We start from the raw sequence: 26,138 nt of genomic DNA, 5'->3' as shown, positions 1-26,138 counted from the left end.
TCATGCTCAGTCGTCAATTAGAAGTTTCTTTACGTTTGGCTGTAAGCATGGCTCGTCAAAAGAGACATGAGTTTCTTACGGTCGAACATTTATTATTAGCATTATTAGACAATGACTCTGCCGTAAATGCATTGAAAGCATGTGGCGCAGAAATTGTAAGTCTACGTAAAGAATTAGAAGAATATGTAGAGCAACATACCCCAAAACTTGGTGAAAATAGCGAACAAGCACCGCATCCTACAGAAAGCTTTGACCGTATATTACAGCGTGCGATTTTCCATGTTCAATCGAGTGGTGGAGATCGTACTGTTGAAGGTGCCGATGTTTTAGTTGCAATGTATTCTGAGCGCGATTCATTCGCTGTGTATTTGCTTAAACGTCACCAAATTAACCGTTTAACATTAACTCAATATCTTTCTCACGGTGGTCGTAAGGAAGAAATTCATGTTGAGGAAGAAGTTGAAGATCTGGATGGTGAGTCGGGTGCTTCTGCAAATGCAGGACCTCTAGAACTCTATACGGTTAATCTGAATGTGGAAGCACAAAAGGGGAAAACTGATCCTTTAATTGGTCGTGAAAAAGAAATTGAGCGTGCGGCTCAAATCCTATGTCGTCGCCGTAAGAATAATCCGCTTCTCGTCGGTGATCCAGGTGTAGGTAAAACGTCGATTGCTGAAGGTTTGGCTTGGTTAATCGTCAATGGTAAAGCACCGAAACCTTTAGAAAATGCTGAAATTTTCAGTTTAGATATTGGTTCATTGGTTGCAGGTACAAAATACCGCGGTGACTTCGAAAAGCGTTTAAAACAACTTTTAAATGCTTTGAAAAAGAAACCAGATGCAGTGTTATTTATTGATGAGATTCATATGATTATTGGCGCTGGCTCTAGTATGGGCAGCACAATGGATGCATCGAACCTGATTAAACCAGCATTGGCGAATGGTACTTTACGTTGCATCGGTTCAACGACCTTCCAAGAATATCGTCAAGTGTTTGAAAAAGATCATGCTTTATCCCGTCGATTCCAAAAAATTGATGTGAATGAGCCATCAATTTCTGAAACAATTGATATTCTGCGTGGTTTGAAATCAAAATTCGAAGAATTTCATCATGTTGAGTATGAAGATAAGGCTTTAGTGTCTGCTGTGGAGCTATCTGCAAAATTTATTAATGATCGTTTCTTGCCAGATAAGGCGATTGATGTGATTGATGAAGCTGGGGCGCAACGTCGCTTGAAAGCTGAACAGGATGGCACTGTCATCACAGTTGAAAATATTGAAGATATCGTGTCTAAAATTGCACGTATCCCACCTAAAACTGTGTCTAAAGATGATAAATCAGTGCTTGAAAACATTGAACGTGATTTGAAACGTGTTGTATTTGGTCAAGATGAAGCAATTACAGCCCTTGCATCTGCAATCAAGTTATCTCGTGCAGGTCTAAAAGCACCAGACAAACCAGTCGGTAATTTTGTATTTGCAGGTCCGACAGGTGTAGGTAAAACCGAAGTCACCAAACAACTGGCTAAACTCCTTGGTGTGGAGTTGGTTCGTTTTGATATGTCTGAATATATGGAACGCCATGCGGTGTCACGTTTAATTGGTGCACCTCCTGGTTATGTCGGATATGACCAAGGTGGGTTGCTCACTGATGCGATTCATAAAAATCCGCATTGTGTTCTTTTGCTGGATGAAATTGAGAAAGCACATCCAGATGTGTTCAATTTGTTGCTCCAAGTGATGGATCATGGTTCATTGACGGATAACAATGGCCGTAAGTCAGATTTCCGTAATGTGATTATTGTGTTGACGACCAATATTGGTGCTGAAAGCATTTCACGTACCAGTATTGGATTCACAGAACAAGATAATAGTAACGACAACCAAGAAGCGATGAAAAAGGCATTCTCTCCAGAATTCCGTAACCGTCTAGATGGTGTAATTCAATTTAAAGCTTTACCAACCACGGTTATTGAATCTGTTGTGGACAAGTTCTTAACTGAACTTCAAGCACAGTTGGATGATAAACAAGTTGTACTTGAGGTTGATCAGTCTGCTCGTGATTGGATGGCAGAGCAAGGCTATGATCGTCTGATGGGTGCACGCCCTATGCAGCGTCTCATTCAAGAGCATTTGAAAAAGCCATTGGCTGAAATGATTCTGTTCGGTGAGCTGGCTGAAAATGGTGGTAATGTTGCAGTTACAGCGAAGAAAGAGAATGGTAAGTCTGTTGGCTTGAATCTTGAAGTATTTGAAGATCAAGCTGCTGAACCCGCTTAAGTCTGATTAAATTTAATAGCCCGTGCTTGCACGGGCTATTTTAGTTTTAGCTTAATGAAATTTTGATGAGAGCAACATTTATAAGTTTTGTTTTAATCTAATTTTTCCTCAATCATTTGACCCAATTATTTGATCTAATTTTGAGATAAATCACTATGGAATTTCAGTTCACAAAATTCATCACGACTTGTGCATTGTTTTTTATAACCGCATTGATGGAAATTTTAGGGTGTTATTTTCCGTATTTGATTTTAAATCAAGGAAAAAGTCACTGGTACTGGGTTCCAACAGTGTTGGCTTTGACAGTATTTGTGTGGTTACTGACTTTGCATCCTGCGGCATCTGGTCGTATTTACGCGGCTTATGGTGGAATTTATATCTTTAGTGCATTGATGTGGTTGAGGTTCGTAGATCAAGTTGATTTGACGTGCTGGGATATTTGGGGTGGTGCGGTGGTTTTAGTAGGGGTGGCACTGATTATATTACAACCACAAGGTTTGATTCGATAATTACGTCTTGTGGTTGCGCGGTGTAAGGAAAGGACTGAAACAGGAATTATTGGAACTTACATTCAGTGTTTTTGATATTAATATCATAAACTTGACTGCTTGATGCAAGTTTTAGATTTAAATCATACGGATTAACACGCTGAAAAGTGTGTTCAAAAAGTAAATCGCAATTTTTCAGTGAATTTTTTTTGATTAAATCCTTCACAGCTTTTATTCCAACGTCTTTTTCAAACTGTTCAAAGTCTGAAGTGGTGATCACGCCTTCAATTTGAATATGCTCAGCATTGGAAGTCATTTTTTCCATAATCATGTTTTGGTCAACTTGATAAGGTAGGGTACGTGAATCCTCTTCACTCATCGCCAGCAAAATTTCATTGAGTGCAGTTTTGTTTTTGATCTTAAATTGCGGATCTAAAATATTCTTTTCAATCAAATATTGGTCAAATTCAGTGCCTGCGGTGTCTGCTGCGTTAGTTGTACTTACAATGGAAAAGCAGCCAATGGATAAAACCAAAGATAGTAAACGCATAATCCCTCAATCCCTGATTTAATTTATAGATTAATTATAGTCATAAATAACTTCAAACGAGAATAAAAACCTGATATTGATTTAGTATTTGCAACACGTATTTAATTTATTGAAAAATATAAAAATTATAGATGGATGAACCTAAGAAAATCATTTCTAGATTAATTATGTAAGTTTTTAGGCAGATTTATTACGATAAATATACTTTGTTAAAAACCATTTAAGACCAATATTTAGCAGTGGAATTGAGTCATTGTATATCCCTTAATTTTTTAATGGGACAAGAAAAATATAACAGATAATTTTTTAAGATTACGGTTCATAAAAATGACAATTCAATTTCCATGTTTTGCATATAGTTTTGCACATAGCTTTGCACATAATATTTTACAAGGATGCATATATGGGTCAGGTTTATTCCAAGCAAGAAAAATCAAGTCGAATAAAAGGTATCGTCGGCGCCGCCTCGGGTAATTTGGTCGAATGGTTTGATTTTTATATCTACGCGGTATTTGCAGTTTATTTTACTAAAGCGCTAACTGCACCAGATATGGATTCATCGACTCAAGCAATTTACGTTTGGGGTGTGTTTGCAGCTAGTTTTTTTATGCGTCCAATTGGCAGTTGGTTGTTCGGTCACATTGCTGATAAGCATGGACGAAAGAAATCCATGGTGATTTCGATTTGCTTAATGGCAATCAGTTCTTTTTTGTTTGCAGCACTCCCAACTTATGAGCAAGTAGGTATGGCGGCGCCATTTCTTTTGCTTTTAGTACGTTTACTGCAGGGCTTATCGGTCGGTGGTGAGTACGGCGCAGTAGCTACCTACATGAGTGAGCTAGGGCTCAAAGGACAGCGTGGTTTTTTCTCATCTTTTCAATATGTCACTTTAACAGGTGGTCAACTTCTAGCCAGTCTATTGGGTGTTTTGTTCTTGGCATTTATGTCGGAACAGCAGTTACTTGATGGTGGATGGCGTATTCCGTTTGTGATTGGCGGTGTGGCAGCCATTATCTCTTTGTTAGCGCGTAGTCGTTTAGAAGAAACATTATCCAATGAAGATAGTGATAAAGAAGAATCAGGAACCTTAAGAGAGTTATTTAAAAATCATTGGAAAACATTTTTGCTTGTTGTGGGGTATACCTCAGCAGGTTCATTAAGTTTCTATGTGATTACCGTTTACTCTAAAACGTACTTGACCAATATTGGAATGGATTCCAAAACAGTCGGTCTGATTATGACTGGCTGTATTTTTGTGTTGATGGTTGCTCAACCGTTCTTTGGTGCTTTGTCTGATCGCATTGGTCGACGTCTATGTATGCTTTTATTTAGTTCATTGATGGCGATTTCTATCTATCCTGTGATGGTAATTGGTATGCGTTACTTTAGTGATACCCCAATAATGGTTGCCGCACTATTAATCTTCTTGATGTTACTGCTTAGTTTGTACACTTCGATTGGAGGAATTGTAAAAGCTGAAATGTTCCCAACGCATGTACGTGCACTGGGAGTTGGTTTTTCTTATGCAGTGGGTAATGCCATCTTTGGTGGCTCAGCGCCATCGGTGGCTTTGCAGTTCAAATCGGCAGGCATTGAAAATACGTTCTTTATTTATGTGATTGTGATGCTGATTATTTGTTTCTTTTGTAGTTTGAAACTGCCTAAAGAACCAGAATATTTGAAAGATGATCACTGATTCATAAAACTCATGACATAAAAAAGCCCACATTAATGTGGGCATTTTTATTTCTCATATTTCTAGAAATGGAATTATTTCAAATTTTCATTAATCAAGAATTCAACCAATGCTTTTTGTGCATGTAAGCGATTTTCAGCTTCATCCCACACCACTGCATTTTTGTGATCAAGCATATTTTCTGAAATTTCTTCGCCACGGTGTGCAGGCAAGCAGTGCATAAATAAGCAATCAGAGTGAGCAAGATCCATGAGGCGCTCATTCACTTGATAGTCAGCAAACGCTTTTTCACGAATTTTTTGCTCTTCTTCTTGACCCATGCTCGCCCATACATCAGTTACGATCATATCAGCATTGACAGCAGCGTCTTCGGCTGAGTTAACCACTTCTGCACAATGCGCAAATTCAGCTAAAAATTCTGGCTTAGGTTCATAACCCTTAGGTGCTGCAATTTTCAGTTTGAAGCCCCACATATGTGCAGCCTCAATATAAGAATTGCACATATTGTTGCCATCACCAATCCATGCAACTGTTTTACCTTCAATAGAACCACGATGCTCTACAAAAGTTTGGACGTCTGCTAATAGTTGGCAAGGGTGGTGATCATCTGTTAAAGCATTAATTACGGGCACTTTAGAATATTCAGCGAAACGTGTCACGATGTCATGACCAAAGGTGCGAATCATCACAATATCAAGCATGCTTGAGATTACACGTGCAGAATCTTCAATCGGTTCACCACGACCCAACTGTGTATCGCGTGATGAGAGGAAGATGGCACTACCACCAAATTGGCTCATACCTGCTTCAAACGATACACGAGTACGCGTACTCGATTTTTCGAAAATCATTCCCATTACTTTACCAACAAAGGGTTGGTAGACAACATGATTATGTTGCATGCGTTTGAGTTCAATCGCACGTTCGATGATACGGTTTAATTCTGCAGTAGAAAGGTCACGTAAAGTAAGAAAATGTCGTAGAGCCATGGTTACTCCACAATAATTGTGCCTTCAAAGCCGGATATGGCATTGAATAAGGACAATTGATTGTTGGTTGGTAAGAAAATCAAAGAATCGACTAATATACTATAAGATGTAGGAATTGCAAAAAAACTAGACTTTTTGATGAGCGTCTAAGAAGCGTTCAACGCAATAAGTAATATAACTGGTTACTTCTTCGTCATTTTCAGCGATTGGAATCCCCATAATGATTTGCCATTCAATATTTCTTAATATTCCAAAGAAAAAGTGTGCTGAATACAGAGGTTGCTCGCATAAAATTAAACCATTTTGATGCGCATTGCTGAGGGCGACCGCAATCGCGGATTGGATCTCTTTGGGACCTTTTTCATGAATGTTCAGTGCAAGTTCGGAATTACGCTGTGCCTGTTCCATGATAAGGTGAATGAAGGCAACGTTTTCAGGTAGTTTAATATGTGCATAAAAGTTGAAAAGCGTACTAATTAAATAAGATTTTAGATCAAAGGTTGTAGGATCATGCGAGCTACAGATATCTTTAAAAAATAACTCACGCCTATAGTCACAAATTGCTGAAAATAAGCCTTCTTTACTACCAAAATACTTATAAATCGATGCTTTAGAACCGCCTGCATGTTGAACAATATCATCTAAAGACACAGCATCATAACCATGTTTCAAAAACAATTTATTAGCACTTAGCAAAAGTGCCATACGGCGCTCAAGTCCACGGCGGGTCTGGGGGAGATCGCAACCCACCGTTTCAATTTGTGCTAATGGATTGATCATAAAAATGTATATCAATAAATATTCTAGGGTTATTACGATTATAGCAAAGTTGTCAATCAAAATCTGAATATAAACATGATTCAATTAATGAATGAAAATTCACTTTATATGACTAAAGTTTTAGAGCAAAAGCACTATTGGGTCATTTTTCAGCAAAAATTTATGGTTATACTCAAAGTTCGAGAATTATAGAACAACTGTGGAAAAGGATATGACAGAACAAACGTCTGCAGGCTTAAGATTTAGAAAAGCATTAGAAATTGAAAAGCCATTACAAATTATGGGCACTGTAAATGCTTATGCTGCCATGATGGCAACGCAAGTCGGTTATAAAGCGATTTATGTATCTGGCGCAGGTGTTGCAAATTATTCTTATGGCTTACCTGATTTGGGTATGACCAGTTTAGATAATGTACTTGAAGATGTTCGTCGTATCACTGAACGTGTCGATACACCTTTGTTAGTCGACATTGATACCGGTTGGGGTGGCGCATTTAATATTGCTCGTACTGTGAAGCAGATGATTGCTGCAGGTGCTGCAGCAGTGCATATTGAGGATCAAGTTGCGCAAAAACGCTGTGGTCATCGTCCAAATAAAGAAATCGTGACTCAGCAAGAAATGGTTGACCGTATTAAAGCGGCTGTAGATGCTAAGACAGATTCTAACTTTGTTGTAATGGCGCGTACCGATGCATTGCAAAAAGAAGGTCTTCAAGCGGTCATTGATCGTGCATGTGCATGTGTTGAAGCAGGTGCAGATGCAATCTTTGCTGAAGCTATGACCGATATCACCATGTATAAAACAGTTTGCGATGCGGTAGGTGTACCCGTTTTAGCCAATATTACTGAGTTTGGTGACACACCTTATTACACCACTGAACAATTGGGTGGGCAAGGTATTGCGATGGTGCTTTATCCTTTGTCGGCTACACGTGCGATGCAAAAAGCGGCTTTAGAAGTGATGCAATCTGTACGTCAAAATGGCACGCAAGTGAATGTATTAGACATCATGCAACAGCGTAAAGAGTTGTATGAATTTTTGGATTATCACACTTTTGAAAACACATTAGATAAACTCTTTACGGAAGGAAAATAAAAAATGGCTGAAGGAAAAGTACTCACTGGCGCAGGTCTGCGCGGACAAGTTGCAGGAAAAACCGCACTATCTACCGTTGGTAAAAGCGGTGCGGGTTTAACTTATCGTGGTTATGATGTGCGGGATTTGGCTGAAAACTGTCAGTTTGAAGAAGTGGCTTATTTAATTTTCTTTGGTGAGTTGCCAACGACAGAACAGCTTGCTGCTTATAAAGCAAAATTAAAATCTTTGCGTCAGCTTCCACAAGCGCTTAAAGAAGTCCTTGAGCGCATCCCTGCAGATTCTCATCCGATGGATGTGATGCGTACAGGCGTTTCAATGTTGGGTAATCTTGAAACAGAGCAATCTTTTGATCAACAGCAAGATGTAGCGGATCGTATTCTGGCAACATTACCTGCAATCATCTGCTATTGGTACCGTTTTAGTCATGATGGTGTACGTATCAATGAAAACACGGATGATGATTCAATTGGTGCGCAATTCTTGCATTTACTTCGTGGTGAAAAGCCAAACGAGTTGCATGAGCAAGTGATGAATGTGTCATTGATTCTTTATGCAGAGCATGAATTTAATGCTTCTACGTTTACTGCACGTGTTTGTGCTTCAACTTTATCTGATATGCATTCATGTATCACAGGTGCAATTGGTTCGCTTCGTGGTCCATTGCATGGTGGTGCAAATGAAGCTGCAATGGAAATGATTGAGAACTGGACGTCTCCTGAAGAAGCTGAACGTGAGATGCTAGGCAAGCTTGAGCGTAAAGAGAAGATCATGGGCTTTGGTCATGCGATCTATAAAGACAATGATCCACGGAATGACATCATTAAAATTTGGTCTGAAAAATTGGCTAAAGATGTTGGTGATACAGTGCTTTATCCAGTTTCCGTACGTTGTGAAGAAGTGATGTGGCGTGAGAAGAAATTATTCTGTAATGCTGATTTCTTCCATGCATCGGCATATCACTTTATGGATATTGCAACCAAATTATTCACACCAATCTTTGTGATGTCGCGTGTAACAGGTTGGGCAGCGCATGTGATGGAACAACGTGCGGATAACCGTATTATTCGCCCGAGTGCGGATTATACAGGGCCAGAATTGCGTAAAGTGGTGCCGATTGCAGAGCGTTAAGCTGATTAGAATATCAGAGAAAAAATAAAGCCTCGTGAAGAGGCTTTATTTTATGGTGATTCCAATAAAACTGCATCTTCAATCATGTAGCCGAATTCAGTGGGGATGCCAAGGTATTCGATGATCGCGATTTGATATTTTTTGCTCTTAGTTTCTGGGGTGCTAGACAGATTTAAAATATTGATTTTTGGTGTTGAGTAGCTGATAACACGCTGATTTTTACTCTTAAACGAAGTGTTTATGACTACATATTCTTGGGTGAACTTTGTGATTGATAGTTCTGAAGCATTTAACCAGAAGTGACCTAATTCACTACGGTTTTTTAGGACAAGAATATTTGCTTTTGCTTGTGTTAAGCATTTGAGTGGGGTAAGCCGTTTTTGAATTTTAGAGATTTCATTTTTAATTTTTGAAGTATGCATAAAGTAATCTTCATCGTTGATTTTTTTATAAATAGATTTTACTTCAATGGGTGTGTGGCTATTTTTTGTGTTTAGTGAAAAATAATAAAGTGCAGGTGGGCGATCGGATTCATCATAATAGTTACGGGTAAAGTAAATTTTATGATCAACTTTGTCATAGCCGAGGAGTTCGATCTTTTCAGGGCCGCCAACAGTTGCATGGATCAAGGTAGAAAAACTGATAGCAGAGCAAAAAGCGAATAATCTAATTTTATAGTTCATTAATAAAATAATTTATATTTATAATGAATTAATATCAGATTATTCGCTTAAATTAAAGTCTACTCCGTTAAAGACACAATTTCCTCTTCATCATCTTCCGCAGTATCCATACCTAATTCTTTCAGTTTACGGGTCAGTGTATTGCGTCCCCAACCCAGTAGCTCTGCAGCATGACGCTTACGACCACGGGTTTGCTGCAGTGCAGCGTTGATTAGGGTGCGTTCAAACATTGGAGTGGCAATATCAAGCAACTTCATCTCACCATTCTTCAACTTTTGGATTGCCCATTGATTGAGTAATTCATCCCAGTGTTGAATGATGACACGATCAGGATGGCTTGCTGAAAGGTTATCTTCAGACTTATGGATTGGCAATTGTTTAAGTTCTGATGGCAAATCTTCAGGGTAAACTTCACGTCCCGTAATCATCACAGTGAGCCAACGACAGGTATTTTCAAGTTGACGCACATTGCCTTGCCAAGGCAACTGTTGCATATATTCAACAGTCTCAGTGCGTAAAATCTTTGGACTGACACCAAGTTCTTTGCCTGCGCGTGCTAGAAAATGCTGAGCCAGCATTGGGATGTCTTCAGAGCGATGCGCAAGCTTGGGAATATGAATACGAATTACATTTAAGCGATGATATAGATCCTCACGGAAGCGCCCATCAGTCACTAACTTTTCTAAATCTTGATGGGTTGCGGCAACGATACGAACATCCACACGCACTGGAATATGCCCACCAACACGGTAAAACTCTCCATCTGCAAGTACGCGTAATAGGCGCGTTTGTGTTTCAAATGGCATATCACCAATTTCATCGAGGAACAGTGTTCCACCGTTGGCTTGTTCGAAACGACCTTGACGCTGCGAGTTTGCACCTGTGAAAGCCCCTTTTTCATGTCCAAAAAGTTCTGTTTCGATCAGGTCTTTTGGGATCGCTGCCATGTTTAAAGCAATAAAAGGTTTGCTACCACGTGGTGAGTGGCGATGTAATGCATGCGCAACCAGTTCTTTACCTGTACCTGATTCACCATTGATTAATACAGTAATATGAGATTGTGATAATCGTCCAATGGCACGGAAAACTTCCTGCATAGCAGGTGATTCGCCAATGATCTCAGTAGATTGAATCGGTTGAACTGTTTTAGTAGATTCTTGTTGCTGTAATTTGTTGAGATGCATGATGGCACGATTGACCAATGCAAGAGCTTCATCAATGTCAAAAGGCTTTGGTAAGTATTCAAAAGCCCCTGTTTGATAACTTGAAACCGCGGATTCCAAATCTGAGTGAGCGGTCATGATGATGACAGGAAGGTCAGGGTAGTTTGCTTTCACTTTTCCTAGAAAAGTTAGACCATCAATACCGGGCATGCGGATATCAGTGAGAATCACATCAGGGGTATTATCCGCCAACTCATCCAATGCAGATTGTGCTTCTTCAAAACTGGTAACTTCAAAACCTTCTTCTTTGAATGTTTTTTCTAATACCCAGCGCATAGCACGATCGTCATCAATGACCCAAATTTTATTTCGTGACATGTTTAAGCTCCCAAGGTATGTAAAGGCTAAATATTGTTTTTCCTGGAACGGATTGGCATTCAATCATTCCGTTGTGTTGATGCATAATATTCTGGGCGATACTGAGTCCAAGCCCAGTTCCTTTTGCTCGTCGAGTAACGAGTGGATAAAAAACAGATTCTAAAATATCTTCAGGCACGCCCGGTCCATTGTCTTCAATATCAATACGGACTGTAGAACGGTGGGTAATACCATTGATGGTGACGAGGCGCTGAATACGCGTTCTTAAAATCAGTTCAGGTTGTTCTTCTGTGAAAAATTCTTTGTTTTCGGTCATAGCTTGAACAGCATTAACGCTGATATTCAACATGACTTGTATGAGTTGATCGCGATCAGCATATACATCAGGTAATGAGAGATCATAATCACGAGTGATTTTAATTTTCTTTTTAGTTTGGTTAATAATTAGAGAGCGAACCCGTTCCAGAGGTTCATGTACATTTACGGGTTCGTAGCTTGGTAGTTGACGGGACCCCAGCATGGTATCGGCTAAGTTTCTTAAACGATCCACTTCACTGATGATAATGTCAGTGAATTCTGCATATTGAGGGTCATTGAGACTACGAGCAAGCAGTTGAGTTGCACCACGAATACCACCTAAAGGATTTTTGATTTCATGGGCGACACCTCGAATCAATTGTCGCGCAACTTGATGTTGTTGGAGCAGATTTTCTTCTTTAGAAATTTTCAACATGCGATCAATGGGATTTAATTCAATCAATAGCAGAGGGTGATAGGACTTGCCTGAACTGAGTCGAGCAACTGAATAATCTACATGCACATCTTTAAAGTTGATGGTAATGGTTGCATCACGCCGTGTATAGGCTTGACCATTTTCAAGTGAGTTGAGTAAGGCTTCATGCGTATTAAAGGTATCTGTTGGTGCTTCAAGGATATTGAGTACAGGTGAGCCTTGCGCTCGAAGTAAGCTGATGTCAAAAAGCGCTTCACAAGAAGAGTTAAGGTAAAAGATATTAAGCTCTGCATCGACCAAGAGAACGGCTGTAGCTAAGTTGTCTACCAGTAGTCGATAGTCGATGGGTGGTCGTTGATCCATTTACTTTAAAATCCTGTATTAAAATAGCGCAATTGCAGTAATGCCCTTTAAAAATTGCTCATTAAGAGGGAGATGTTTGCATAAAGCGTCCTCAAATAAAGCAAAATGCAAGCCAACTTTAAGTTATGAGTTTTTTATTATCTATTTATGATTGAAATGATCAAAACTTAAAACAGATTTATGTGATTTATTGCGGAATGCCACTCTATCAATAGCATTTTGCACTATATAAGTGCAAGAATATTATTTTAATAAATAATTAGAATTATTTTGGTGCGTTGCATATTCTCATAGCGTATCGGCTATTTTTATGAATCGAAAAGTCTTACAATACGCGCATTATAGTGGAGTGCAGATTCATGAAATCCCCCAAAGTCGGTTTTGTTTCTTTAGGTTGTCCTAAGGCATTGGTCGATTCCGAACGAATTTTAACTCAGTTGAAGACTGAAGGTTATGATGTAGCGTCTGATTATGACGGTGCTGATTTAGTTGTTGTAAATACCTGTGGTTTTATTGAATCTGCGGTACAAGAGTCTTTAGATGCAATTGGCGAAGCCATGAGTGCCAATGGTCGTGTTATTGTGACAGGCTGTTTGGGTAAAGATGAAGACAAAATTCGTGCAATGCATCCAAATGTTCTCAAAGTGACAGGTGCGGCAGCATATCAAGAAGTGATGGAAGCCGTACATCAATATGTACCTGAGCCACCAAAACATAATCCTTTTATTGATTTGGTACCTGAACAAGGTATTCGCTTAACCCCAAAGCATTATGCATATTTAAAAATTTCAGAAGGCTGCAACCACCGCTGTACATTCTGCATTATTCCAAGTATGCGTGGTGATTTAGTCTCTCGTCCAGTCGGTTCGGTATTGTCTGAAGCGCAAGCCTTAAAAAATGCAGGCGTAAAAGAAGTTTTAGTCATCTCTCAAGACACGTCTGCTTATGGTGTAGATACCAAGTACAAACTTGATTTTTGGAACGGTCAGCCAGTTAAAACCAAATTCTATGATATGTGCGAAGCACTGGGTCAGTTAGGTATTTGGGTGCGTTTGCATTATGTCTATCCATATCCACATGTGGACGCCGTGATTGATTTGATGGCGCAAGGTAAAATTCTTCCGTACTTGGATATTCCTTTTCAACATGCCAGTCCACGCATCTTAAAATTGATGAAGCGACCAGCCCATAGTGAAAATACATTAGAGCGGTTGAAGTTGTGGCGTGAAAAATGCCCTGAACTTGTCATTCGTTCAACTTTTGTTGTTGGCTTCCCGGGTGAAACGGAAGAAGATTTTGTTCAATTACTAGACTGGTTGAAAGAAGCTCAACTTGATCGCGTGGGTTGTTTTACTTATTCACCTGTTGAAGGTGCTACAGCAAATGATTTACCTGATCATGTGCCTGAAGACATCAAACAAGAACGTTACGAACGTTTTATGGAAGTTCAACAAGCAATCTCTGCTGCCAAACTTCAAAAACGTATTGGTCAGACCATGACAGTATTGGTGGATGACTTGGATGAAGAATTCCCAGTTGCGATTGCACGTTCATATGCAGATGCACCGGAAATTGATGGTAATGTTTTTGTTGAAGACATCGATAAGAGTCTCATCAAAGCTGGTGATTTGCTTGAAGTACGAATCACGGATGCAGACGAATATGATTTATTTGCTGAATTGATTCAAATTAAATCAGCATAATTGAAACAATGAACAGCAACGCAGAATACATTAAATAAATAGATATCGGAGCTTGAGATGCTAGATTCAAAAAAACCACGCTTTGGGCGTATCTTGTTGAAATTGTCTGGTGAGGCATTGGCAGGTAATAAAGACATGGGTATTGATGCTCAAGTCCTTGATCAAATGTCGTTATCGATTGCACACTTGGTGGGTTTAGGCGTTCAAGTGGGTATCGTGGTGGGTGGTGGTAATTTATATCGCGGTAGCCAATTGCAAAAAGATGGTTTAGTGGGTCGTGTGACTGGCGATCAAATGGGTATGCTCGCAACTGTCATGAATGGTTTGGCGCTACGTGATGCATTGGTGCGCCGTAATATTAAAACTCGTTTAATGTCTGCTTTACCGATTGGTACTGTGGTTGAGTCTTACTCAAGCCGTGATGCGATTCGTCATTTAGCGCGTAATGAAGTTTGTGTATTTGTTGCAGGGACGGGTAATCCATTCTTCACAACAGATACAGCGGCTTGTTTACGTGGTATTGAGATTGAGGCGAACCTCATTCTTAAAGCCACTAAAGTTGATGGTGTGTACAATAAAGATCCAAGCAAATATGAAGATGCTGTTAAATATGACACGCTGACCTTCGATCAAGTATTAGATGAAAAGTTGGGTGTCATGGATTTGACGGCAATTTGTCTATGTCGTGATCATAATGTGCCATTACAAGTATTCGATATGAATAAGTCAGGTGCGCTACTTTCAGTGGTTATGGGTGAAAAAGAAGGGACTCACGTTACAAACTAATGTACGTGAGGGCTAAAGCTCTTTATACTAGCCTGAATTAAGCTCAACACTTTAGATAAATTAAGTAAGGAAGATCAGATGATTAACGATCTTAAAAAAGACAGCGAAGACCGTATGAACAAAACTCTAGAATCTTTAGAGCATGGGTTTGCAAAAGTTCGTACAGGTCGTGCGCATCCATCAATTTTAAATAATGTTATGGTGTCTTACTACGGTTCTGACGTGCCACTGAATCAAGTTGCAAACGTCGGTGTTGAAGATTCACGTACATTATTGGTTCAGCCATTTGAGCGTTCAATGGTTGCTGCTATTGATAAAGCAATTCGCGAGTCAGATTTGGGGCTCAACCCAATCAGTGCTGATGCGATTCGTGTTCCTATGGCTGCATTGACTGAAGAAACGCGTCGTGATATGCAAAAAGTTGCACGTAATGAAGCAGAAAATGCAAAAGTTGCAATCCGTAATATCCGCCGTGACGTTCTAGGTGATATCAAAGCATTGTTGAAAGAGAAAGAAATCTCTGAAGATGATGAACGTCGTGCTGGTGATGATATTCAAAAAATCACGGACAAATTTGTAGCTGAAGTTGAAAAACGTTTAGCTGCTAAAGAAGCTGAACTGATGAAGGTTTAATCTCTCGGATGACCATTTCTGAAGAACAGATTATTCCTCAACATGTTGCCATCATTATGGATGGCAACAATCGTTTTGCCAAAAAGAAAGAAATGCAAAAAGGTGATGGGCATCGTGAAGGTAAACACGTCCTTGATCCGATTGTAGAGCATTGTCGTAAAGTCGGTGTTAAAGCCCTAACGGTTTATGCTTTTTCTAGTGAAAACTGGAATCGTCCCCAATACGAAGTTGATTTGCTGATGCAATTGTTGAAAGAAACAATTCATGAGCAGATTCCTCGTATGATCGAATTTGAAATTTCCTTGCGTTTTATTGGTGATCGTAGCCGACTCTCTTCAGAGTTGCGTGAATTAATGTTGCACGCTGAAGAAAGGACTGCTAAGTTTACCAACATGACGCTGACTATTGCAGTGAGTTATGGGGGGATGTGGGATATTGCACAGACTGCTCAAAATCTTGCGAAAATGGTTAAAGAACAGCAGCTAGATGTCGAGCAAATTGATGAAAAACTCTTTGCTCAGCAGATTAGTTTAGGTGATTTGCCTTCAGTGGATCTTTTGATTCGTACGGGTGGTGATTATCGCTTATCTAATTTCTTATTGTGGCAGTCCGCTTATGCAGAGTTGTATTTTACTCCAACTTTGTGGCCTGAATTTACCACGGAAGAACTGGATCATGCCTTCGGAGTGTTTTCAGGGCGTGAAAGACGGTTTGGTAAAACGTCAGAGCAAATTCAACAAGAGAAAATAGAGAACGAATAATGTTTGAGCGGATAATTACCGCCTTGGTTTTGGTTGCTGTTGTACTAAGCTGTATGTTTGCTACAACATCACCTGATCCAATGTTGGTGTTAATGATTGTCGCTGCGGGGGTAGGTGGTTATGAGTGGTTTAAACTCATGCCACGTCAAACTGATCAAGTGAGTAAAATCAAAGCAGGATGCTTTGGCATATTAACTGCCTTTTTTTCTGGTTTAGCATTATATTTTAATGATTTAGCACTGCTTTTATGGAGTGCATCCATTGTTACATGGTTGATTAGTCTCTTTTGGGTCAGAAGTTATCCATCGAATGATGGATGGTATAACCCAAGTCTTAATTTTATTGGCTTAGTGATTATCAGTGCTGCTGTTACAGCAATCTTTGAGGTATGGTCAAGTTCACCTTGGTGGTTAATGTATTTATTCCTTCTTGTTTGGGGGGCTGATAGTGGCGCTTACTTTGTTGGACGTAAATTAGGAAAGCGTAAATTAGCGCCTGAAGTGAGTCCAAATAAGTCAATTGAAGGGTTGGTTGGTGGAATCATTACCGCCGCAATAATCATCGTAGTAGTTCAATCGCTATATCTGAATTTGTCTTTAACACAACACATCTTATTCCTGATTCTTTCACTTGTCACTGTATTTAGTTCGGTATTGGGTGATTTGTTTGAGTCGATGATTAAGCGTCGAGCTGGAATAAAAGACTCAGGTCGTGTATTGCCAGGTCATGGTGGCGTACTAGATCGAATTGATTCATTGCTTGCTGCGGCGCCAATTTTTGCAGCGGGTATGTATGTTTTAAAACTTATTGGTGTAGATTTATAGATGTCTCAATCTGTTTGTATATTAGGTGTCACAGGTTCAATTGGTCAAAGTACGTTAAGAATTTTAGATCAGCATCCAGATGAGTATTCAGTCTTTGCTGTTTCGGCATTTAGTCGACTTGAGCAATTGAGTGAAATATGCAAACAGTATCAACCTAAGATCGCTGTAGTTCCTTTAAATAAAGTGGATGAACTACAAGCAATTTTTAAGCAAAAAAATATTCAAGGCGTTGAAGTTTTAGCAGATGAAGCGGGTTTAATCGCTGTTTCTGAGCATGTTGATGTTGATGTGGTCATGGCAGCGATTGTAGGTGCTGCAGGACTCCTGCCAACATTGGCGGCTGTAAAAGCTGGAAAGCGAGTGCTGTTGGCAAATAAAGAAGCATTGGTGATGTCTGGTGACATTATGATGCAGACTGCTCGTGAACATCATGCATTATTGCTTCCTGTAGATTCGGAACATAATGCAATTTTTCAGTGCCTCCCTCAGAATTATTTAGAAATCGAAAAGAAAGGTCAGCCAACCTTAGGTGTTGCTCAAATTTTATTGACTGCATCAGGTGGCCCATTCCTTAATCATAGCTTAGAACAACTTAAACAAGTGACTCCTGCGCAAGCATGTAAACATCCTAATTGGTCTATGGGTCAGAAGATTTCAGTCGATTCAGCAACGCTGATGAACAAAGGCTTGGAGTTAATTGAAGCCTGTCATTTATTTTCAATTGAAGAACAATTTGTTACAGTCGTTGTTCATCCGCAAAGTATCATTCATTCTATGGTTCAATATGTGGATGGTTCAACTTTGGCGCAAATGGGAAATCCTGATATGTGTACGCCGATCGCGCATGCTTTAGCGTGGCCGAAGCGTATTCAAACCGATGTGCCTGCTTTAAATGTATTTAATACTCAGCTCGATTTTCAAGAACCCGACTTACAGCGTTTTCCATCACTCAAACTCGCGCGTGATGCAATGCGTCAAGGTGGTGTGGCACCTGCAATTTTAAATGCTGCGAATGAAATGGCTGTCGAAGCATTCTTAGGTGAGCGTATTGGCTTTCTTGATATTCCACGAGTGGTTGAACATAGCTTAAATAAAATCGAAAATATGGCTGCAACTAGTATTGAAATGATTCTCGATATAGATCAACAATCACGTCAAATTGCTTCACAATATATTGCTAAGTTGAGCAGTTAATATGAATGTTCTATTTATTATCGTCGCTGCAATTTTGCTATTAGGGCCACTTATTGCCATTCATGAATTTGGTCATTATTGGGTGGCAAGAAAACTAGGTGTAAAAGTCTTGGTTTACTCCATCGGCTTTGGTCCAACGATTCTAAAATGGACATCAAGAAAATCAGGAATCCAGTATCAGCTTTCCGCATTACCACTGGGTGGTTATGTCAAAATGTTGGATGAGCGTGAGGGAAATGTAAGTGCAGAAGACTTACCCTACGCATTTAATCGACAATCACCATGGAAACGTATTGCGATTGTCGCGGCTGGCCCTTTGGTTAATCTGATTTTTGCTGTGCTTTTATTTTGGATTTTATTCTTACCTGCTCAAGAGCAATTGAATACTCGTATTGGTAAAGTGATTGAGAATACACCAGCCGCGTCTGTTCAAATGAAAGCTGGCGATAAAATTGTGGCTGTCGATGGTCAAGACACTCCAACTTGGGAAAAACTCAACTATGCGCTGGTTGATCGTGTAGGTGAGACAGGTTATATCCATTTAGAAACTTTACGTGATGGTCAGACTCAAAATGTGCAACTGCCTATTCAGGATTTTTTAAAAGATCAGTCACAGTCACCACTAGATATTTTAGGTTTTACACCATATCGACCCGTTATTCCTGCTGTTGTTTACAAATTAAGTGATGATGGTGCGGCAGTACGCCAAGGGATGAAAGAGGGGGATAAGATTATCTCTATCGACAATCAACCAATGAAAGGTTGGTTTGATGTGGTTGATGTGGTTCAAAAGTCGCCTGAAAAACTGTTGGCTATTTCTGTTTTACGTGATGGTCAAGTGATTAATTTACAGGTGATGCCACAAGGTAAACGTGACAATATGGGGAATACAACGGGTATGTTGGGCGTTCAAGCGCAAACATCTCAAATCAATATTCCTGCTGAATATAAGCAAACGATTCAATACAATCCAGCTGAAGCTTTTGTGGTTGCTGTTGAAAAAACAGGTCAGCTTTCTTCGATGATTTTAAACTCGATTGTTAAAATGGTTCGAGGTTTAATTGGGTTGGATAACTTGTCTGGTCCTATCACGATTGCAAAAGTTGCAGGTCAAAGTGCTGAAATGGGTTGGAAAACATTCATTTCATTTATGGCGCTGATGAGTGTAAGTTTAGGGATCTTAAATTTATTACCGATCCCTATGTTGGATGGTGGGCATCTTGTCTATTATTTTATTGAATTAATTCGTGGTAAACCTGTTTCTGAACAAATACAATTGGTTGGATTAAAAATAGGTATGTTATTGTTAGGAAGTATGATGTTCCTTGCAATATTTAATGATTTTATGCGTTTATAGCGTTTGATTGAAAAATTAACTTACTGGAAAACAATAGGCATGCAGCACAAACATTTATTTATGCCATTGGCACTCGTTAGCGCAATGGCAGCAGTACAACAAGTATATGCAGCAGACGAGTTTATCGCACGGGATGTGCGTGTAGATGGCTTGGTACGACTTACTCAAGCCAATGTTTTGGCAATGTTGCCAATCAATGCGGGAGAGCATGTAAATGATCCTGCGATTGCCAATGCGATTCGTGCTTTGTATGCCTCTAATGCCTTTGATGATATTCAAGCTTCTGAAGAAAATGGCGTTTTGGTTTTTAAAGTGGTTGAGCGACCAATCATTGCTAAAATCAATTTAAAAGGAAACAAGCTCATTCCAAAGGAAGCATTGGAAGAGGGTTTGAAGAAAATGGGCTTAGCTGAAGGTGAGATTTTCACAAAATCAGCAGTTCAAACTTTGGAAACAGAATTAGAACAACAATATGTTCAGCAAGGTCGTTATGATGCCGATGTAAAAGTTGAAACAGTTGCTCGTCCGAATAACCGTGTTGAGTTGAACGTCGACTTTAATGAAGGTAAAGCAGCAAAAGTTTTTGACATTAACATCATTGGTAATACTGTTTTTAAAGAAGATGATATTAAGCAAGTATTTGCTGTTAAAGAAAGCGGTTGGATGTCAGTAATTTCACGTAATGATCGTTATGCACGTGAAAAAATGGCAGCGAGTCTTGAATCTTTACGCGCTCTGTATTTAAACAAAGGTTACATTAATTTTGAAATTAACAATTCAAATTTAAATATTAGCGAAGATAAGAAAAAGATCTTTATTGAAGTGTCTATTGAAGAAGGTCAACAATTTAAATTCGCTGAATCTAAATTCTTGGGTGATGCACTTTATAAAACCGAAGAATTGGAAGCGCTTAAACTTTATAAAGAGGGTGATGTTTATTCTCAAGAGAAAGTAAATGCTGTTAAGCAATTGCTTCAAAGAAAATATGGCAATGCCGGTTATTACTACTCTGAAGTCAATGTTGTTCCTGAGATTGATCAGCAGAACAATACGGTTGCGCTGAATTATTATATTAATCCGGGCTCGCAAGTCACTGTGCGTCGTATTAACTTTAGTGGTAATACCAAGACTGCAGATGAAGTATTGCGCCGCGAAATGCGTCAAATGGAAAGTGCGCTAGCAAGTAATGAGAAAATCGAGCTTTCTAAAATTCGTTTAGAGCGGACAGGTTTCTTTAGTAAAGTCGACATGAAGTCTGTTCGTGTGCCAGGTGCGCCTGATCAGGTCGATCTGAATGTTAGTGTTGAAGAGCAACACTCAGGTACAAGTACCTTGGCAGTAGGTTATTCTCAAAATGGTGGTATTACTTTCCAAGCGGGTTTAAGTCAAACCAACTTTTTGGGTACTGGTAACCGTGTTTCAGTGGATTTCTCCCGTTCTGAAACTCAAGATTATTATAACCTGAGTGTTACAGACCCGTACTTCACGATTGATGGTGTGAGTCGTGGTTATAATATGTATTACCGTAAAACAAAGCTTGATGATGACTACAACGTCAACAACTATGTCACAGATAGTTTTGGTGGTGGTTTAACCTTTGGTTATCCAATTGATGAAAACCAAAGCATCAGTGCAGGTTTGAATGTTGATAATACTGAAGTGACTACAGGCCCTTACGTTTCTACCTATGTCCGTGATTATTTGCTTGCCAATGGTGGTAAAGGGTCAGGTAAAACAGGAATTTATTGTCCAACAGGTTTGTGGAATGAGACTGATAAAGTTTGTGGTGTAAATGATGAGGGGTGGGAGTCTTTTGAAAATGAATTTAAGGGTGAGTTCTTAACCTATAATTTGAATTTGGGTTGGTCGTATAATACTTTAAACCGTCCAATGTTCCCGACCTCAGGTATGTCACATCGAGTGAATGCTGAAGTTGCACTACCAGGTAGTGATGTTGAATTCCAAAAAGTGACTTATGATGCACAGGCTTTCTTTCCTTTAGGAAAGGACTTTGTACTTCGTGGATATGGTAAGTTAGGTTTTGGTAATGATTTACCTTTCTACAAAAATTATTATGCGGGTGGATATGGCTCGGTACGTGGTTATGACAACAGTACTTTGGGTCCAAAATATCCAGGTGTGACGTTTAATGAGCAGAACCAATTAGATCGTGATCCAGAAGAAGTGGGTGGTAACGCCTTAGTTCAATTTGGTACTGAATTGGTTTTGCCTGTTCCATTTAAAGGTGATTGGGCTCGCCAGGTTCGTCCTGTTATCTTTGCAGAAGGTGCACAAGTCTTTGATACCCAGTGCGATATTCCAAATGGTAATTTATATTTAAATGAAGCAAATCCAACTGTAGATGCTAAACAATATTGTAAAGATAATTTTGGCTTTAAAACCGACAATATGCGTTATAGCGTAGGTGTTGGTTTTACTTGGATTACCATGATTGGTCCATTATCTCTGAGTTATGCATTCCCATTAAATGATAAGTTGGGTGATGAAACGAAGAATGTCCAATTCGAGATCGGTCGTACTTTCTAAGTACGATCGCTACTTATTCAAAAATCGATTTAATTTGATTTGTGGAAGAGGCGATATAACAATGAAAAAATTAAGCTTAGCAATTTTGTCGCTTAGTTTATCTGCAGTAGTGAACGCGGCTGGTTATGGTGTGATTGATCTTGAAAAAGTTGTAGAGAGTAGTCAGTACTTGAAACAACAAAATGCAAGTTTAGAAGCATCTATTAAGCCTCAGGCCACCAAGCTTGAACAGTTGAACAAAGAGTTGTCAGCTTTGCAACAACAGTCTCAAGCGAAAGGTGCAAACCTAAAGCAGATCGAAACACAATACCAAGCTAAAATGACTGAATTTACGACATTGCAGCAAAGTGTCCAATCGCGTGTTCAAACGACGATTCAGACCACCAATAAGACATTTGAAACCCGTGTAAAACAAGCAGCAGAGCAGCTTCGTCAAGAAAATGGCCTTGATTTGGTTTTAAATAAAAATGCTGCACTGGCGTTTGACTCTAAATATGATTTAACTGCTAAAATGATTCAAAAGGTCAATGCAATCAAATAAGCAATGAAATCAAATCAGTTTCAACTCGATCATTTGGCTCAGCTTGTTCAAGGTGAGCCAATTGGTCAATCTCATCTCAAGCTGGTCGGTCTTGCTAGCTTAGGTCAAGCACAATCACATCACATTTCATTTGTAAATGCTGAAAAGTATTTGGATGAGGCGTTATCCTCTCAAGCGGGTGCGCTCATCGTCACTGCTGAAATGAAAGAAAAGTTAAGTACACATCAAAACTTCATTGTCGTTAAAAATCCATATCTTGCTTTTGCGATTCTGACGCATGCCTTTGAATCTAAAGTGACCAAACGCGGCATTGAAGCCACAGCTCAAATTGATCCATCCGCTATCGTCGCTGATGATGCTTATATTGGTCATTATGTAGTGATCGGTGAAAATGCTGTTGTAGGATCAAATACTATTGTTAACTCTCATACTAAAATTGATGAATATGTAGAAATTGGTCGTGATTGCTTTATTGATTCTCATGTCACTGTCACTGGCGAATCTAAAATTGCTGATCGCGTACGTATTCATGCTAATACCGTTATTGGTAGCGAAGGTTTTGGCTTCGCACCTTATCAAGGAAAATGGAATCGAATTGCACAACTGGGTTCGGTGATCATTGGAAATGATGTTCGAATTGGATCAAATTGTAGTATTGATCGGGGTGCACTTGATGATACCGTGATTGAAAATGGTGTCATTATTGATAACCTTGTGCAAATCGCCCATAACGTAAAAATCGGTGCTCATTCAGCATTTGCTGCTAAATCCGTTATTGCAGGCAGTACAACAATTGGCAAAAACTGTATTGTGGGTGGAGCTTCTGCAATCTCAGGACACTTAAATATCGTTGATAATGTAACATTGACAGGAATGTCAATGGTGACAAATAATATTTCTGAGGCTGGAACTTATTCTTCGGGAATCGGATTATTTGAAAATCAGAAATGGAAACGTACAGTTGTTCGCCTTCGACAATTAGCAGATGTGCCATTGACCAAACTTGTGAAAAAAATAGATGATATGCAGTCTCAAATCGAGTCAATCGAATCAACTTTAAATTTGCGTAAATAATTATGACTGAGTCTTCAACTTTACCTTTCGCGGTTCCTGAATTACCGATGCAGATCCAAACGATTCGTGAGTATCTTCCACATCGTTATCCATTTTTGCTTGTAGATCGTGTGACTGAAGTTCATGAAAACAGTATCGTGGGCTATAAGAATGTTTCCATAAACGAAGAGTTTATGCAGGGACATTTTCCTGGATATCCAATTATGCCAGGTGTGTTGATTGTGGAAGCGATGGCGCAAATCTCAGGAGTACTTGGTTTTATTATGAACGATGAGAAGCCGCGACCAGGTTCTTTGTTCTTATTTGCGGGTGCTGAGCGGGTTCGTTTTAAAAAACAAGTCGTTCCGGGTGATCAACTCGTGTTAAAATCAGAACTCATTATGCAAAAACGCGGCATTTACAAATACCAATGTACTGCCAGTGTTGATGGTGTGATGGCAGCGACAGCTGAAATTATTATCTCTCATCAGAAACTAGAGCAGGCATGAGTAAAAACGACTTAATTCATTCTACTGCAATTATTGATGCTTCAGCAGTTATTGCTGACGATGTCAAAATTGGTCCCTTCACGATTATTGGTCCAAATGTTACTATTGGTTCAGGCACGACAATACACTCCCATGTAGTGATTGGTGGTTACACACGTATTGGAAGCGGAAATGAAATTTTCCAATTCGCCAGTGTGGGCGAAGTTTGTCAAGACCTTAAATATTCAGGTGAAGAAACCTGGCTGGAAATTGGTGACAACAATAAAATTCGTGAGCATTGTAGTTTGCATCGTGGCACTGCTCAGGATAAGTCGTTAACTAAAATTGGTAGTAATAACCTGTTAATGGTCAATACGCATATTGCACATGATTGCGTTGTTGGAAGTAACAATATTTTTGCAAATAACGTGGGTGTTGCTGGCCATGTTCAGATCGCGGATTACGTGATTGTTGGTGGTAACTCTGGGATTCATCAATTTTGTAAGGTGGATTCTTATAGCATGATTGGTGGTGCATCTTTAATTGTTAAAGATGTTCCTGCCTATGTTATGGCGTCTGGAAATCCTGCACATGCGTTCGGTCTTAACCTTGAAGGTATGCGTCGTAAAGGTTGGTCTAAGCAAGTGATTAATGGCTTACGTGATGCTTTTAAACTAATTTATAAATCAGGCTTGACGACTGAACAAGCGATTGAACAAATAACAGCTGATATTTTACCAAACGTTACTGAAGTTCAATTATTGATTGACTCATTGATTGAATCTAAGCGCGGTATTGTGCGTTAAGTTATGTTGTAACTACTCTTTGTTGATAAGCTCTTTTCATATTTTACATGGATATAAAATATTGATTTGCAATAAATGGGTAGTGAATAAAAAAGACATCTTTGGATGTCTTTTTTAATGTCTAGTATTTCTGACTAAGCTGATTTAGCTATTTTTAAAGAAACCCGCTTCTTCAGATTGTGGATAGGTCGCAATCAACTTGTTTTTATAGACTTCAGCCGTTTGTGTGTTTTTATTTACATCTTTCGCAATGCTGTAGAGTTGGTAAAGTGATCTGGGAGCTTTGCTAGAATCTGGAAATTTGGCTGCTACCGTTTCATAGTTCTTTTTAGCTTCATCATAATTGGGTGGTTCAATCGCTAGATTGAATTCAGCCAACCAAAAATAGGCATTACCAGTATAGACACTATTTGGATTGTTCTTTACGAAATTTTGCATGGGCGCTATGGCTTTTTTAGCACCACCTTGTTTATAAGCTTCTAGTGCAACCGTATAAGCAGCTTTATCTAATTCGGCTTGATTAGTGCTACTTACAGTTTGATTGCCTGTTGATGCAGGCGTAGAGTTGCTTACTGGCTCTGAATTATCTAGCGGTAAATTGTGACCAGAAGTGGGATTTGTTTCTTCAGACTGACTTTCAGGAGCAGTTTCATCGGTTGGATCGATTTTTTGCTGTAGTAATTCTAATCGTTGGTCTAGATCAGTATAGCGATTGGTTAATTCTTTATTGAGTTGATCTATTTGGTGATCTTGTTCTTCAATTTTTCCACGTAACTCACGTAATTGATTCTCTAAACGCTGATTTTGCTGAATTAAATCCCAGCTGGTATTGGTTGGGGTAGGAGTAGCTTGTGGCGTATTAAAGGTTCCAGAGCTACTTTGGCTCAGACCGCGGGATTCAATTGGAATATTGGCATAAACTTGCCCGATACCGATGAATGTAAGAGAGAGGGCAAGTAGCGTATGCTTAATGAGCATTTTATTAATCCAAAATATCAAATATTTAATCTGTAGGTTAGATTAAATGTGAAAGTCAAAATTTAATCCAATGTAAAACAGCTTAGGATTGAATTGCAATACGTATTTACAATGTTGGTATACAAATTAAATAGATGA

The 26,138-nt window shown here is 39.2% G+C and carries 24 protein-coding genes; 17 read left to right on the top strand and 7 right to left on the bottom strand.

Translation table 11 applies throughout. The features are described 5' to 3' along the window. Positions 1 to 2 precede the first annotated feature (2 nt). Together clpA and AC5YCE_RS02950 are read left to right on the top strand one after the other, a co-directional pair. Positions 3 to 2,279: an ATP-dependent Clp protease ATP-binding subunit ClpA gene (clpA, locus tag AC5YCE_RS02955; protein WP_496171001.1), complete on the top strand. Its 2,277-nt coding sequence runs from the start codon at positions 3 to 5 to the stop codon at positions 2,277 to 2,279. A 155-nt stretch (positions 2,280 to 2,434) separates the two neighbouring features. Next, a complete protein-coding gene (locus AC5YCE_RS02950; protein ID WP_496125218.1) occupies positions 2,435 to 2,788 on the top strand; it encodes a YnfA family protein in 354 nt (117 codons plus the stop codon). Between the two features lie 46 nt (positions 2,789 to 2,834). Here the strand turns inward: AC5YCE_RS02950 and AC5YCE_RS02945 are convergent, their stop codons facing one another. Beyond that, the gene (locus tag AC5YCE_RS02945; RefSeq protein WP_496171000.1) at positions 2,835 to 3,317 is read right to left on the bottom strand and encodes a hypothetical protein; all 483 of its coding nucleotides are present in this window, start codon (positions 3,315 to 3,317) and stop codon (positions 2,835 to 2,837) included. A 403-nt stretch (positions 3,318 to 3,720) separates the two neighbouring features. Here AC5YCE_RS02945 and AC5YCE_RS02940 point away from each other — a divergent pair, with 403 nt between their 5' ends. Then, a complete protein-coding gene (locus AC5YCE_RS02940; RefSeq protein WP_496170999.1) occupies positions 3,721 to 5,013 on the top strand; it encodes an MFS transporter in 1,293 nt (430 codons plus the stop codon). Between the two features lie 74 nt (positions 5,014 to 5,087). Here AC5YCE_RS02940 and argF read toward each other — a convergent pair whose 3' ends face one another. Both argF and AC5YCE_RS02930 read right to left on the bottom strand, forming a co-directional pair. Beyond that, positions 5,088 to 6,002, bottom strand: a complete 915-nt coding sequence (argF, locus tag AC5YCE_RS02935) for an ornithine carbamoyltransferase (RefSeq protein WP_496125221.1) — start codon at positions 6,000 to 6,002, stop codon at positions 5,088 to 5,090. A 126-nt stretch (positions 6,003 to 6,128) separates the two neighbouring features. Next, entirely contained in the window at positions 6,129 to 6,782 is a 654-nt protein-coding gene (locus AC5YCE_RS02930; RefSeq protein WP_496170998.1) for a TetR/AcrR family transcriptional regulator, read from the bottom strand. Between the two features lie 211 nt (positions 6,783 to 6,993). Between AC5YCE_RS02930 and prpB the strand changes: the two genes are divergently transcribed. Continuing rightward, positions 6,994 to 7,878, top strand: a complete 885-nt coding sequence (prpB, locus tag AC5YCE_RS02925) for a methylisocitrate lyase (RefSeq protein ID WP_496125223.1) — start codon at positions 6,994 to 6,996, stop codon at positions 7,876 to 7,878. A 3-nt stretch (positions 7,879 to 7,881) separates the two neighbouring features. Next, complete coding sequence (prpC, locus tag AC5YCE_RS02920) at positions 7,882 to 9,009, top strand: bifunctional 2-methylcitrate synthase/citrate synthase (RefSeq protein WP_496170997.1); 1,128 nt, start codon at positions 7,882 to 7,884, stop codon at positions 9,007 to 9,009. Between the two features lie 50 nt (positions 9,010 to 9,059). On the opposite strand, the gene AC5YCE_RS02915 is transcribed toward prpC, so the two are convergent. From AC5YCE_RS02915 to glnL, 3 genes are read right to left on the bottom strand one after another with little or no spacing between them, the layout of a single operon-like run. Beyond that, positions 9,060 to 9,692 (bottom strand): hypothetical protein, encoded by a 633-nt coding sequence (locus AC5YCE_RS02915; protein WP_496170996.1) that lies wholly within the window; start codon positions 9,690 to 9,692, stop codon positions 9,060 to 9,062. Positions 9,693 to 9,751: 59 nt separating this feature from the next. After that, complete coding sequence (gene glnG / locus AC5YCE_RS02910; RefSeq protein ID WP_496170995.1) at positions 9,752 to 11,233, bottom strand: nitrogen regulation protein NR(I); 1,482 nt, start codon at positions 11,231 to 11,233, stop codon at positions 9,752 to 9,754. Beyond that, positions 11,220 to 12,329: a nitrogen regulation protein NR(II) gene (gene glnL, locus AC5YCE_RS02905; RefSeq protein ID WP_496125227.1), complete on the bottom strand. Its 1,110-nt coding sequence runs from the start codon at positions 12,327 to 12,329 to the stop codon at positions 11,220 to 11,222. The genes glnG and glnL overlap by 14 nt, the downstream gene beginning before the upstream one ends. Before the next feature lie 359 nt (positions 12,330 to 12,688). On the opposite strand from glnL, the gene rimO reads away from it, so the two are divergent. The 12 genes from rimO to lpxA all read left to right on the top strand — a co-directional run bounded on the left by rimO (position 12,689) and on the right by lpxA (position 25,022). Further along, complete coding sequence (gene rimO / locus AC5YCE_RS02900; protein ID WP_496125228.1) at positions 12,689 to 14,032, top strand: 30S ribosomal protein S12 methylthiotransferase RimO; 1,344 nt, start codon at positions 12,689 to 12,691, stop codon at positions 14,030 to 14,032. Positions 14,033 to 14,089: 57 nt separating this feature from the next. Further along, on the top strand, positions 14,090 to 14,818 hold the full coding sequence (gene pyrH, locus AC5YCE_RS02895) for a UMP kinase (RefSeq protein WP_496125229.1): 729 nt from the start codon (positions 14,090 to 14,092) through the stop codon (positions 14,816 to 14,818). 78 nt (positions 14,819 to 14,896) lie between these two features. Next, on the top strand, positions 14,897 to 15,451 hold the full coding sequence (frr, locus tag AC5YCE_RS02890; protein WP_496125230.1) for a ribosome recycling factor: 555 nt from the start codon (positions 14,897 to 14,899) through the stop codon (positions 15,449 to 15,451). An 8-nt stretch (positions 15,452 to 15,459) separates the two neighbouring features. Next, a complete protein-coding gene (gene uppS / locus AC5YCE_RS02885; protein WP_496170994.1) occupies positions 15,460 to 16,212 on the top strand; it encodes a polyprenyl diphosphate synthase in 753 nt (250 codons plus the stop codon). Next, positions 16,212 to 17,036, top strand: coding sequence for a phosphatidate cytidylyltransferase (locus AC5YCE_RS02880; RefSeq protein ID WP_496170993.1), 825 nt, complete (start codon positions 16,212 to 16,214; stop codon positions 17,034 to 17,036). The genes uppS and AC5YCE_RS02880 overlap by 1 nt, the downstream gene beginning before the upstream one ends. Further along, the gene (gene ispC / locus AC5YCE_RS02875) at positions 17,037 to 18,230 is read left to right on the top strand and encodes a 1-deoxy-D-xylulose-5-phosphate reductoisomerase (protein WP_496170992.1); all 1,194 of its coding nucleotides are present in this window, start codon (positions 17,037 to 17,039) and stop codon (positions 18,228 to 18,230) included. Between the two features lies 1 nt (position 18,231). Continuing rightward, complete coding sequence (gene rseP / locus AC5YCE_RS02870) at positions 18,232 to 19,587, top strand: RIP metalloprotease RseP (RefSeq protein ID WP_496170991.1); 1,356 nt, start codon at positions 18,232 to 18,234, stop codon at positions 19,585 to 19,587. A gap of 39 nt (positions 19,588 to 19,626) precedes the next feature. Then, complete coding sequence (gene bamA / locus AC5YCE_RS02865; RefSeq protein WP_496170988.1) at positions 19,627 to 22,134, top strand: outer membrane protein assembly factor BamA; 2,508 nt, start codon at positions 19,627 to 19,629, stop codon at positions 22,132 to 22,134. 61 nt (positions 22,135 to 22,195) lie between these two features. Next, complete coding sequence (locus tag AC5YCE_RS02860; protein ID WP_496170983.1) at positions 22,196 to 22,675, top strand: OmpH/Skp family outer membrane protein; 480 nt, start codon at positions 22,196 to 22,198, stop codon at positions 22,673 to 22,675. 3 nt (positions 22,676 to 22,678) lie between these two features. Further along, a complete protein-coding gene (gene lpxD / locus AC5YCE_RS02855) occupies positions 22,679 to 23,749 on the top strand; it encodes a UDP-3-O-(3-hydroxymyristoyl)glucosamine N-acyltransferase (RefSeq protein WP_496125237.1) in 1,071 nt (356 codons plus the stop codon). Positions 23,750 to 23,751: 2 nt separating this feature from the next. After that, positions 23,752 to 24,237: a 3-hydroxyacyl-ACP dehydratase FabZ gene (fabZ, locus tag AC5YCE_RS02850; protein ID WP_496125238.1), complete on the top strand. Its 486-nt coding sequence runs from the start codon at positions 23,752 to 23,754 to the stop codon at positions 24,235 to 24,237. Further along, positions 24,234 to 25,022, top strand: coding sequence for an acyl-ACP--UDP-N-acetylglucosamine O-acyltransferase (gene lpxA / locus AC5YCE_RS02845; RefSeq protein ID WP_496125239.1), 789 nt, complete (start codon positions 24,234 to 24,236; stop codon positions 25,020 to 25,022). Before fabZ ends, lpxA begins: the two co-directional genes overlap by 4 nt. 144 nt (positions 25,023 to 25,166) lie before the next feature. On the opposite strand, the gene AC5YCE_RS02840 is transcribed toward lpxA, so the two are convergent. Continuing rightward, positions 25,167 to 26,000, bottom strand: coding sequence for a YbgF trimerization domain-containing protein (locus tag AC5YCE_RS02840; protein WP_496170979.1), 834 nt, complete (start codon positions 25,998 to 26,000; stop codon positions 25,167 to 25,169). Between the last annotated feature and the right edge of the window lie 138 nt (positions 26,001 to 26,138).

Source organism: Acinetobacter sp. CY79, assembly GCF_059515845.1.
The sequence above is the reverse complement of the archived record's forward strand: the minus strand, read 5'-3'. Positions and strand labels throughout refer to the sequence as shown.